The sequence below is a fragment of the Marivirga lumbricoides genome, from assembly GCF_014636295.1.
Classification (GTDB): domain Bacteria; phylum Bacteroidota; class Bacteroidia; order Cytophagales; family Cyclobacteriaceae; genus Marivirga; species Marivirga lumbricoides.
Map to the genome: position 1 here is coordinate 112,511 of NZ_BMEC01000005.1, position 11,929 is coordinate 124,439.

Sequence of the window (11,929 nt, forward strand, 5' to 3'; positions counted from 1 at the left end):
AACCAAGTGTCTCTTTATCATAGATGTTTTATGTATGCTAAAGAGGCACTTGTATTTAAACAGATAGATTAATAAAATAATGAAGAAACTGGTTTTAATAGGAATCTGGTTCTTCCATCTTACAATTAATGTACTTACAATTGGCGATACAGAATTATAGGTAGAACGAGAAGTAGACAGGGAGGCATCTAAGCTAAACAGACATATAAAGAAATATAATAACGAATGAAGAGAATATTGAATCACATATTAGGAATAGGGGCAGGAGCTGCACTTTTTTATGGTTGTAACACCGCTGCGTCAGACGATAAACGAGCAGAATCAGACCCTGTTACTTTTCAAGTTAATTATGGTGAGCCCATTGCACCCATACAACCCACCATGTACGGAATATTTTTTGAGGATATCAACTTTGCTGCAGATGGTGGAATTTATGCGGAAATGGTGAAAAACAGATCTTTTGAGTTTGATTTACCGATGATTGGTTGGTTACAGCCTAATAGCGACCGCTTTTCAATGAATGAAAAATCTGGTTTTGCTTCTGTTATTAAAACAGATTCTGATGAACCCAATGCTAATTTTCTGAGGGTAGAGGTAAAAGCCGATAATGGATATGTATTAAGGAATGAAGGCTTTAAAGGCATGGGGGTAAAGAAGGATTTGCAGTATAACTTTTCTATGATGGCCCGGAATCAGTCAGGTGATATCAAAATGCATATTCAATTGGCTGACAGCACAGGAAAGGTGTTAGGAAAAACAACAATTGATCCTGATGCTTCTGAGTGGAAAGAGTATACCTCTTCTTTTACTGCAACATCAGAAGAAATGAAGGCAGTTTTGAACATTCAATTTGAAGGGAAAGGGGTAATTGATCTGGATATGATCTCTTTATTTCCTTCAGATACCTGGAAAAATAGGCCTAAAGGTATGCGTGCCGATTTAGTACAACTTCTGGATGACCTTGATCCCGGATTTTTAAGGTTCCCAGGGGGCTGTATTGTGGAGGGTAGAAATTTAGCCAGACGGTACCAGTGGAAGAAAACGGTAGGTTCAATAGAAGACAGAACTACGCTTGTCAATAGATGGAACACAGAATTTGCACATCGTCCGGCACCAGATTATTATCAAAGCTTCGGACTGGGTTTCTTTGAATATTTCCAGCTGGCTGAAGACATGGGAGCGGAGCCACTGCCCATATTAAGCTGCGGAATAGCCTGTCAGTTTAATACAGGAGAGCTTGTACCTATGGATGAATTAGGTCCTTATGTGCAGGATGCGTTGGACCTCATTGAATTTGCAAATGGTGATTCTAATACTGCCTGGGGTAAAGTTCGTGCCGACATGGGGCATCCTCAGCCATTTAATATGAAATACATAGGTGTAGGAAACGAACAATGGGGGCCGCAATACATTGAAAGGTACAAAGCTTTTGAAGCGGCTATAAAATCTAAATACCCGGATATGATTATTGTATCCGGAAGCGGACCCTTTCCTGATGGAGAGATGTTTGATTACGGCATGAAAGAGCTCAAGAAATTGGGTGCAGAAATAATAGATGAGCACTATTATAGAAGTCCGGAGTGGTTTTTGGAAAATGCTGACAGATATGATAGCTATGACAGAAATGGACCGAAAGTGTTTGCCGGGGAATATGCTGCTCAAACGGTAGCTATAGCGAGCCCTGATAATAAAAATAGTTGGATGACAGCACTTTCTGAAGCTGCTTTTATGACCGGTTTAGAAAGAAACGCTGAGGTAGTTCACCTTACTTCCTACGCTCCGTTAATGGCTCATTCTGAAGGCTGGCAATGGACTCCTGACCTGATTTGGTTTAACAACCTTAGCTCTTACGGAACACCTAATTATTACGTACAGAAGCTTTTTTCTACTAATAGAGGAACACATGTGTTATCTCTTACAGAAAATGGTAAACCAGTAACAGGAGAGAAGAAATTGTATGCTACAGCCGCAAAAGACGAAAATACAGGAGAAGTAATTTTCAAAATAGTAAATGCTTCCTCTGATGAACAGAACACACAATTTAAGCTAAATGGAATTGATGGTTTAGCCTCAAAAGGAAGATTAACTGTGCTCAAGAGTGACAAAACTGATGTTGTAAATTCATTTGAATCACCTGTAGCAATTGCTCCGGAGGAACAGGAAATAGCCCTGAAAGGGAATGAGCTTACTGTAAACTTAGCACCTTATTCATTGTCTGTAATTCGAGTAAAAACAGTAGTTCAATAATAGTAATACAAGGTATAAAATACCATTTAGTGAATAAATATCTGGAAGATAAACTTTGTTAGTTTTGGCGGAATGAAGTGTGAAAAGTTTAGGCTTTTCCCTTCATTCTTGCTTTTTATCATTTCAGTCAGTGGGTAAGCTTCCGGCTAATGGCGAGGTAAAGAATTACGATGACCACTCTTTATTCAACGGGAATACTGGTAAATAACAAGAATAAAAATTGAAGTAATAACATACTTAAAATATAATTTATGAAAAAGAAGATCTACCTAATCTGTCTCCTTAGTTGTACTGCATTAATAGCACTAGCGCAGCATAAAACATCCGTTTTCATCAACGCAGATCAGGGAAAACATATAATTAATAAAAATATTTACGGACATTTTGCTGAGCATTTAGGCAGGTGTATTTATGGTGGGTTCTATGTAGGTGAAAACAACGAAAAAATCCCTAATACTGCTGGAGTCCGAAATGATGTGATTGAAGCTTTAAAGGAATTGAAGGTTCCTGTTTTAAGATGGCCGGGTGGTTGTTTCGCAGATACTTACCACTGGATGGATGGTATTGGGCCTAAAGATGAAAGACCTACTATTGTCAATCAATGGTGGGGAGGAGTAACGGAAGATAATAGCTTTGGAACTCATGATTTTCTTAATATGTGCGAAATGTTGGGAGCAGAGCCCTATTTGGCCGGAAACGTAGGAAGCGGAGCCGTTCACGAGTTGGCAGACTGGGTTCAATATGTAAATCATAATGGTACAAGCCCAATGGCTGATCTGAGAAGAGAGAATGGAAGAAAGGAGCCCTGGGGTGTGAAATACTGGGGAGTGGGAAATGAAATGTGGGGTTGCGGAGGACATATGACTCCGGAATACTATGCAAATGTATTCCGTCAGTATTCCACCTTTATGACGGACTGGTCCAACAGTAGCAGTCTTTTTAGAATTGCTTCGGGTGCCAACGTAGGTGATTATCACTGGACTGAGGTGCTCATGAGAGATGTGCCGAAGAATTTAGTCGAGGGGGTTGCCTTACACTCTTACTCTTTTGTAGAGTGGAACGAGAAAGGATCTGCCACAGCTTTTAATGAAGCACAATACTTTTCTACTATGGAAACAGCCCTGAAAATGGAAGAGCTGGTAACACGACATTCTACTATAATGGATAAATATGATCCGGAAAAACGCATTGCTTTGGTGGTAGATGAGTGGGGAGGATGGTACAATGTGGAAGAAGGAACCAATCCGGGTTTTTTATATCAGCAAAATACCATGCGAGATGCAATGATTGCAGGCACTACACTCAATATTTTCAACAACCATGCAGACAGAGTAAGAATGGCCAATCTGGCACAAACAATCAATGTATTGCAGGCGGTAATCCTTACTAATGAGAGTGAAATGATTCTCACACCCACTTACCATGTGATGAAAATGTACAATGTGCATCAGGATGCTACTTTGCTTCCATTGGAGGTAATGGGTGGTAGCACTTATGAAATGAATGGCAAAAAATTACCAGCTATTTCAGCATCAGCTTCCAAAAATAAAGCAGGTGTAATTCATGCTTCCCTGGTAAATATCCATGCAAGTGAAAGTAAGGAAATAGAAATAGTTTTAAGAGGCACTGAGAATAGTAAAGTTTCTGGTACTATTCTGAAGTCTGCCAAACTACAGGATTTCAATTCTTTCGAAAACCCTGATAAAATTAAAACTGAGGATTTTAAAGGGTTTAAAAGAAAAGGTGATAAAATAACTGTTACTCTACCACCATTCTCAGTGGTAGTGCTTAAAATAGAAAAATAGAAATCTCAAACTTAACATCAGTAGGATGTAAGTATTTGTTAAAAGATAATTAAACTGAAAAATTTGAACATTATGATCAAAAGAAGTTGGAATTTCCTTATCCTTATTGTCATTTTTTTTAATCTATTTCTGGAAGGTTGTAAAGATATGAATGAGGAGGGGACAGGAATAACGGTGGGTACTGATACTACTGACTTAGATGATGGTCCCATAGATTTTAGCTTGTTTAGGGACAACTATGCAGATATTGCTTCACCTACCATGACAAGCCAATGGATGCATTACAATGTTCACGATCCGGCATTCATTGATGACGGAACTTTCATCTACTGCTATAGTACTGATGTAGCCTATGGTCATGATGTTAGGCCCGGGCTCCAGATCAGAAGAAGCTTAAATATGGTAGAATGGGAATTTGTTGGTTGGGTTTTTGACGGACTTCCAACCTTGGGGGCTCAATTTATCAGAAATAACGGAGGAGAACCTTTTAACAGCCTTTGGGCTCCCTATACCATCAAAGTAGGAAGTGAATACAGAGTATATTATTCGCTTTCAAGTGCTACCCCACGATTAAGTGTTATAGGTATGGCATCTTCAACTAGTCCCGAAGGTCCCTTTACTGAAAAGGGATTGGTGGTTACTTCTACTGATGACAATTCCCGACAAACCAATGCTATTGATCCAACTATAGTAGTCGATAAATCCGGAAAACATTGGATGTATTATGGTTCAGCCTGGGACGGAATTTATATTGTGGAGCTGGACCCTGAAACTGGGCTTGCTGCTCAATCCGGAGACAAGGGAACAAGAGTAGCTCAAAGAGGATTTACAGGTAATTCCATTAATGGAAATATAGAAGGCCCGGAAATTATTTATAATGAAGAGTTTGATAAGTATTATCTCTTTATAGCATATGATTGGCTGGAAACAAAATATAATGTGAGGGTAGGGCGTGCAGATAATCCGGAAGGACCTTTTTTCGATATCCGAGGTATTAATATGAATGATGAAGTGGATGATCTTCCTATGATTTTGGCACCCTATGCATTTATGGGGCACCCTGGTTGGCAGGGCGTTTCACATCCGGGAATAGTGGAGCGCAATGGGAATTATTATTTGGGACATCAGGGCAGACCAGGCTCTGATAGATTTTATATGATTTTGCACACAAGACAAATTCACTGGACCCAGGATGGCTGGCCTATGGTTTCACCTCAACGTTATGCTGGGGAGGAAGAAACCCCGGTTACGGCTGATGAACTTGCAGGAAAGTGGGAACAAATTGTTTTCGGCTATACTGTAGTACCAGGCTTTGGTGAAGAGCAATTAAATCCCGGTTTCCAGCGCGCCACTACAATGACCATAGATGCCGAAGGAACTATGAATGGAGAGGCAGCCAATACCTGGACCTATGAAGCCCCATGGCTTACTTTAAGTTGGGGTGATGGTGCTTTTGTTGATAAAGTATTTGTGGAAAGAGGGCGTGATTGGGAGAATGAAATAGAATCTACCCTTCTTTTCACAGGTTTTAACCAGGATTTCACCACTGTTTGGGGTAAAAAGCTACAGGAATGATGGAAAAAATAAAGATAGGATTTAGAATTTTGCTATTAGTAGTTTTATGTAGCACACAAAGCTTGCACGCCCAGAGGTCAGACATTCGGGTACACGACCCTGTTATGGCAAAGCACGATGGAACTTACTACCTGTTTTGCACCGGAATGGGAATTGACGTTTTCTCTTCCGGTGATATGAAAAACTGGAAAAGAGAAGCTCCTGTTTTTGACAAGGCTCCGGAATGGACGAATAATGTAGTTCCGGATTTTAGCGGCCACATTTGGGCTCCTGATATCCACTTTTATGAAGGCAAATACTATCTTTATTATTCAGTTTCTGCTTTTGCTAAAAATACTTCTGCCATAGGAGTAGCTACAAATACAACTTTAAATCCTCAGTCTTCTGATTTTAAATGGGAAGATCGAGGCATAGTTGTGCATTCTGTTCCTAATAGGGATCTATGGAATGCAATTGACCCTAACATTATTGAAGGGAAAGACGGAACTGCATGGATGTCATTTGGATCTTTCTGGGAAGGCTTAAAAATGGTAAAGCTATCAGATGACAGAACTTCTATTGCCGAACCTCAGGTTTGGCATACCATCGCTAAACGTGAAAGATCACCTTTTTTAGCTGATGCCGAGCCGGGTGATGCAGCCCTTGAAGCTCCATTTATCTTCAAAAAAGGAGATTTATATTATCTCTTTGTATCATGGGACTATTGCTGCAGGGGAGAAAATAGTACCTACAAAGTAGTTGTAGGTAGATCAGGAGACATCACTGGTCCTTTTTATGATCAGTCCGGTAAGTCAATGGCCAAAGGAGGAGGTACTTTGGTAATTGAAGGAAATAAAGACTGGGCAGGGGCAGGGCATAATAGTGCTTATACTTTTGATGGAAATGACTATTTTATTTTTCATGCCTATGATGCAAATGACAAAGGCCATTCCAAATTGAAAGTTGCAGAGATGAGCTGGACAGAGGACGGATGGCCTGTAATCGATCCAAAAATCCTTTCAGCATCTAATCAATAATGAGCTCAGCAAGTAGCGTTTGATTTTCACATATTATTTGTATTTTTGACGTGTATTGGATTTTGACTAATCAGCACTTCTACAAATATATTTGTTTGACTATAATTTCTGTACCCGAAGACTGTGAAGACTGTTTTTTAAAATACTAAGCACTTAATCCATAAAGCATATTTCTATGAAAAAACCATTTTTTATAATCACCCAATTATTATTAGTTTTCCTTATGGCTTGTAACAGCACTACCGATCAACCACAAAATGCTAACATTACTTCTAAATCTTTTGGTACCCTGCCTTCTGGTGAAGAAGTTACGCAATATATAATGACCAACAACCAGGGAATGGAAATGAGTGTAATCACCTATGGGGGAATTATTACTTCACTAACAGCACCTGATAAAGCAGGGAAGTATGAAGATATTGTACTGGGATTTGACAACCTTGAAGGCTACTTGCAAGACGGAGTTCCTTACTTTGGCGCATTGATAGGCAGATATGGTAACAGAATAGCAAAAGGTAAGTTCACTTTGGATAGTACAGAGTATGAGCTAGCCATCAATAATATTGGCAACCACTTGCACGGAGGGTTAAAAGGTTTCGATAAAGTAAACTGGTCAGCAAAGGAAGTAGAATATGCAGATGGCGTGGCTTTAGAGCTTACTTATTTAAGCGCAGATGGTGAAGAAGGTTATCCGGGGAACCTTGAAACTAAGGTAACTTATCAGTTGGGTAATGATAATACATTGTTGATTGATTATATGGCTACTACAGATAAAAAAACAGTGGTGAATCTTACTCAACACTCTTATTTTAATCTTTCAGCCATGAAGGAGGATGTCTTAAACCACCAGCTAATGGTTAATGCAGATCACTTCCTTCCTGTAGATAGTACATTAATTCCTACCGGGGAATTAAGACCGGTTGAGGGGACTCCATTTAACTTTACTGAAATGAAAAAAGTTGGAGCTGATGTTAACCAGGAAAATCAACAGCTGACTTATGGCCTGGGCTATGACCATTGTTGGGTACTAAATGAAGGAGCCGGCAAAATGGATTTGGCCGCTAAAGCTTACGAACCAAACAGCGGAAGAACGTTAGAAGTATATACTAGTGAACCGGCTATTCAGGTATATACAGGTAATTTTCTTGATGGCACTTTAACAGGAAAAGGAGGAACAGTGTATAATAAAAGAACAGGCTTATGTTTAGAAACACAGCATTTTCCTGACTCACCTAATCAACCTGAATTTCCTTCCACAGAGTTAAACCCTGGCGAGAAATATGAAAGCCAAACAAAATTTGTATTTGGTATAAGAGAATAAAGTGGTTAAATCTAACCTAACCTTAAAAGAGGTGCTAATTAATTATGTTTAGCACCTCTTTTTTATTTTTGCTAAATGTCTCTTACAATTTATTCAGATATAAGCTATTGATTTCTCGATGCTCTAATGTTCATATATACGGAGCCTACCTTAAAATCAATCAGCATTCCGTATCTTTACGCTTACACAGAAGCATCATCCATTCATGACCGATCAGAAGAAGAAAGAACAGCCTACAGAAAAGCCGGGATTACATCCTAATAACATATTTCGCCATCGATACGATTTTCCACAACTCATAAAAAGTTGTCCGGAGCTGTCTACTTTTGTCTTCACTAATCAATTTGGAGATGAAACTATTGAATTCTCTGATCCTGAAGCTGTGAAAATGCTTAACAAAGCGTTACTGGTTCATCATTATAACCTAAACTACTGGGATATTCCATCTGGTTATCTTACACCTCCTATTCCGGGAAGAGCAGATTACCTGCATCATATTGCTGAGTTTATCGGCAAAAAGCAGGGGCAACTGATAAAAGGCGCTCTTTTCAGATGCCTGGATATCGGAATGGGAGCGAGCTGCATTTATCCCATTGTGGGAGTGAAAGAATTTGGCTGGTCATTTTTAGGAACTGATATTGATACAAAAGCTATTCGTTCGGCACAGAAAATAGTAGATAAAAATCCCGATTTGCAGGAAAAAATCACTTTCAGATTACAAAACAGCAAAAAGGATATTTTCAAAGGGATCATCAAAAAGCACGAGTTTTATGATTTGAGTATTTGTAATCCACCATTTCATGCTTCTGCTGCGGAAGCGCAGGCTGGAAATATCCGTAAAAACCGCAATCTAAAGAAGCAGAAAGTAGCAGAAGCAAAGCTCAACTTTGGTGGTCAAAGCAATGAACTATGGTGCGAAGGAGGGGAGATTCAGTTTGTTCGTAACATGATAGTACAGAGTAAACACTTCTCACATTCTGTAAGGTGGTTTTCCACGCTTATTTCAAAAAGTGCCAATTTGAAAACTGTGTATGAGCTAATTAAGCAGGCTGGAGCTGTTCATATGGAAACCATTCCTATGAGCCATGGCAATAAAGCCAGCAGGATTGTAGCATGGACATTTTTGCCTGTAAAAGATGCTAGCGCCTAATCTTAGCACATAGATGTGAATTAATAGAGATTCATAGAGAAGACTTAACCTTTCACTAATTATAGTCTGATGATGCCTATAGTTTGTTGCTCACAAACCATTCATTCTATTAAATATCAAACCCTCAAAATGCCTCTAAAGCCTCTTGCAGCATAGTAAGATTGAGCCCCATTATGATATACAAATACTGCACCATACCTGTAATCAGCAAATAGAGCTCCTCCGAGTTTTCTTATGGCATCTGGTGTGTGTATCCAGCTTGAAGTTTTTGCATCAAAGTTGCCTAGTTTTTGTAATTCCCTGTATTGCTCCTCATTGAGTAATTCAATGCCCATTTCAGCAGCCATATCAACAGCGTTGTTATCCGGCCGGTGCTCTTTCCTGGATTCCAAACCTTCTCTGTCATAGCAAGTGCTTCTACGGCCTTTAGGGCTTTCAGCTGAGCAATCCATAAATATATATTCTGCGGATTTTCCATCATATCCTACTACATCAGGCTCGCCTTCAGTAATTTCCATTTCGTTGAGCGACCATAATTTCTCTGGATTAGCTTCCAGTTTAGATTGTACGGAACTCCATTCTACACCTTGATGGCGCTGCATATTTTTTTTAAACCGAGCTTGTAACTCCCGGATGAATTTTTCGCTTTCTTCAGGTGATAATTTATCTTTCGGCATAGCAAATTTTTTTTCTTAAGTTCAATATTTATTCCAAATCAGGTAAATTAAATTGCGTAAAGGCACTTACTTCTTTCATCAATGCCTCTATCTCATCACTTTTTCTTGGTGCATCTTTGGAAAGTAATTCAAATCCATCAGCAGTGATCAAATAGTCATCCTCAATCCTTACGGGAATGTTCCACCATTTTGGATCACAAGGGCTTCCTTCCGGAATATAGATTCCAGGTTCAATGGTGATTACCATGCCTTCTTCCAGCAACTTATAATTTCCTGCATCATGCACATCCAAACCAATATGGTGGCAGCAGCCATGCGGATAGTAGCGGTGTCTGCCAGTCTTAGGGTCAATCAGGTCTTTGGGTTCAAGAGATTTAACAATACCTAATTCCAACAAGCCCTCATTAATAATCACTAAAGTTTGTTGATACAACTCGCTAAAGGGAGTGCCTGCTTTACATACTTTCATGGCAGCCTCCTGCGCTTTGTAAACAAGGTCGTAAATCTGCTTTTGTTCTTTAGAGAATTTACCATTTACCGGAATGGTTCTGGTTACATCGGCAGTATATCCGTGATATTCTGCTCCCAAATCCATCAAAATTAATTCTCCATCCTCTATTTCCGGCTTATAGTTTTCTATATAATGCAGAACGCAGCCATTATGACCGGCCCCCACTATGCTTGGGTAGCCTTCATATTCTGCTTTGTATTTTTTATAGATAAACTCATGCATACCTTGCACTTCCATTTCTGACATACCGGGATGAATGGCACGCATTACCTCTGCCTGCCCCAAAGCTGAAATTTTCACAGCTTTTCTAAGCAGATCAATTTCTTCCTCGGTTTTTATGCCACGCATATCACTTAAAATTTCACCTAATAATTTAGTGTTAAGGTTAACCTTTTTAGGTTCAGGCTCAATAGAAAGTGCATTTTTTTCAGGATAATTCACCTTTTGCTTAAACTGAGCAATTAAGTCATACAAATCACCTTTTTCCTGGGTATCCCTTACATCATTTTCAAAATCGAAAAACAGCACCTGATCAAATTGACTAAAATCTATTTGAAATTTCTCAAACTCCGGTGTTTCGAAAGCAAGTTGCGTCCCTAAAGCTTCCTCTGCTTCATTTGTTCCTAATCTACCACCATCATAGAGTTCCGCCAATGCGTTTCTACCTCTTAGAAAGATGATCTCATCAAAAGTTTTTTTGTTGATTGTTTGAGGGTCTTTAAAAATCATCAGTAAAGCGTGCGGTTGCTGGTGTCCTGTCAGGTAATAAAAATTCGGATCCTGATGATACATATAATTTACATCATTTGCCCTGTTGCGAATAGGGTTGGAAAAGAATACAGCCACTGAATTTTTAGGCATCTTTTCTCTTAAGGTTTGCCTTCTTTCCTCATGAAAATTTTTAGGTAAAAAATCATCAGGACGAGCTGCTGTTTGCGCCATAGAGGCTACGGGTACTAAATAAATAATTGCAATAAAGCTTAAGAGAAAGGTTCGCATGATATAATAATTAAATTTGAATGCTTTAAATTTAACTATTTCTCATTACAACACTGATCATTATTTTATTGGGGGTTAATATCTTATTTAAACCATAGGTCACTTTTGCAGAAATAAAATTTGCTAACAGATTGTTTATTGAAAATACACAATCTACATTTGCATCAATGAGAAAAACCATTACCATATCATTATTGGTGTTGTTTCTTAGCAATGTTTTCATGTTCACTATTATTCGTTTTAATTACGAGGTGAACAAGGAAATTATTACAGAATTATTCTGTATCAATAAGGAAAAACCGATGACCATGTGTTATGGTAAATGTTATTTAAAGGATCAACTTCAAAAGACAAAGGAAGAAAAGGAGAAAAAAAGCAGCCAGACTGTCGAAACTTTTCAGGCCTTAACCTCTTTCAGTGTATTTATTCCAGTGGAAAGAATTTTTGAAGAGGTAACAACAAACTTCTCAGTTTACTCTAATCAATATATTTTTCTTAATAGTACTTCGGTATTCCATCCTCCGCAAACTTTTCGTCAGTATTTAAGTGTTTAATTAATTCTTAATAAATTAATAGCCATATATGGCTTGTGAAATTTGTTTTACAAGCGTTAATGCTATGGTTTATA

General features: G+C 38.7%; 9 protein-coding genes. 7 read left to right on the forward strand and 2 right to left on the reverse strand.

What is annotated here, in order from left to right:
- Positions 1-225: 225 nt before the first annotated feature.
- The 6 genes from IEV85_RS09020 to rlmF all read left to right on the forward strand — a co-directional run bounded on the left by IEV85_RS09020 (position 226) and on the right by rlmF (position 9,114).
- The gene (locus tag IEV85_RS09020) at positions 226-2,247 is read left to right on the forward strand and encodes an alpha-L-arabinofuranosidase C-terminal domain-containing protein (protein ID WP_188462466.1); all 2,022 of its coding nucleotides are present in this window, start codon (positions 226-228) and stop codon (positions 2,245-2,247) included.
- Between the two features lie 251 nt (positions 2,248-2,498).
- Positions 2,499-4,052, forward strand: coding sequence for an alpha-N-arabinofuranosidase (locus IEV85_RS09025; protein WP_188462468.1), 1,554 nt, complete (start codon positions 2,499-2,501; stop codon positions 4,050-4,052).
- A 72-nt stretch (positions 4,053-4,124) separates the two neighbouring features.
- Positions 4,125-5,627, forward strand: coding sequence for a family 43 glycosylhydrolase (locus IEV85_RS09030; protein WP_229712545.1), 1,503 nt, complete (start codon positions 4,125-4,127; stop codon positions 5,625-5,627).
- Positions 5,624-6,643: an arabinan endo-1,5-alpha-L-arabinosidase gene (locus IEV85_RS09035; protein WP_229712546.1), complete on the forward strand. Its 1,020-nt coding sequence runs from the start codon at positions 5,624-5,626 to the stop codon at positions 6,641-6,643. The genes IEV85_RS09030 and IEV85_RS09035 overlap by 4 nt, the downstream gene beginning before the upstream one ends.
- 175 nt (positions 6,644-6,818) lie before the next feature.
- Positions 6,819-7,964 (forward strand): galactose-1-epimerase, encoded by a 1,146-nt coding sequence (locus IEV85_RS09040; RefSeq protein WP_188462470.1) that lies wholly within the window; start codon positions 6,819-6,821, stop codon positions 7,962-7,964.
- A 205-nt stretch (positions 7,965-8,169) separates the two neighbouring features.
- Positions 8,170-9,114 carry a 23S rRNA (adenine(1618)-N(6))-methyltransferase RlmF gene (gene rlmF, locus IEV85_RS09045; protein WP_188462473.1) on the forward strand — a complete coding sequence of 315 codons (945 nt, stop codon included), beginning with the start codon at positions 8,170-8,172 and terminating at the stop codon, positions 9,112-9,114.
- A 116-nt stretch (positions 9,115-9,230) separates the two neighbouring features.
- On the opposite strand, the gene IEV85_RS09050 is transcribed toward rlmF, so the two are convergent.
- Positions 9,231-9,791, reverse strand: a complete 561-nt coding sequence (locus IEV85_RS09050) for a DUF4256 domain-containing protein (protein ID WP_188462475.1) — start codon at positions 9,789-9,791, stop codon at positions 9,231-9,233.
- A 28-nt stretch (positions 9,792-9,819) separates the two neighbouring features.
- On the reverse strand, positions 9,820-11,301 hold the full coding sequence (locus tag IEV85_RS09055; protein ID WP_188462477.1) for an aminopeptidase P N-terminal domain-containing protein: 1,482 nt from the start codon (positions 11,299-11,301) through the stop codon (positions 9,820-9,822).
- A gap of 167 nt (positions 11,302-11,468) precedes the next feature.
- Between IEV85_RS09055 and IEV85_RS09060 the strand changes: the two genes are divergently transcribed.
- On the forward strand, positions 11,469-11,855 hold the full coding sequence (locus IEV85_RS09060) for a hypothetical protein (protein ID WP_188462479.1): 387 nt from the start codon (positions 11,469-11,471) through the stop codon (positions 11,853-11,855).
- Positions 11,856-11,929 lie beyond the last annotated feature (74 nt).

Bases quoted from the DNA above. Each gene is read 5' to 3' on its own strand.
- IEV85_RS09035 (WP_229712546.1), top strand. From the start codon at position 5,624: ATGATGGAAAAAATAAAGATAGGATTTAGAATTTTGCTATTAGTAGTT.
- IEV85_RS09055 (WP_188462477.1), bottom strand. From the start codon at position 11,301: ATGCGAACCTTTCTCTTAAGCTTTATTGCAATTATTTATTTAGTACCC.
- IEV85_RS09060 (WP_188462479.1), top strand. From the start codon at position 11,469: ATGAGAAAAACCATTACCATATCATTATTGGTGTTGTTTCTTAGCAAT.
- rlmF (WP_188462473.1), top strand. From the start codon at position 8,170: ATGACCGATCAGAAGAAGAAAGAACAGCCTACAGAAAAGCCGGGATTA.
- IEV85_RS09040 (WP_188462470.1), top strand. From the start codon at position 6,819: ATGAAAAAACCATTTTTTATAATCACCCAATTATTATTAGTTTTCCTT.
- IEV85_RS09050 (WP_188462475.1), bottom strand. From the start codon at position 9,791: ATGCCGAAAGATAAATTATCACCTGAAGAAAGCGAAAAATTCATCCGG.
- IEV85_RS09025 (WP_188462468.1), top strand. From the start codon at position 2,499: ATGAAAAAGAAGATCTACCTAATCTGTCTCCTTAGTTGTACTGCATTA.
- IEV85_RS09020 (WP_188462466.1), top strand. From the start codon at position 226: ATGAAGAGAATATTGAATCACATATTAGGAATAGGGGCAGGAGCTGCA.
- IEV85_RS09030 (WP_229712545.1), top strand. From the start codon at position 4,125: ATGATCAAAAGAAGTTGGAATTTCCTTATCCTTATTGTCATTTTTTTT.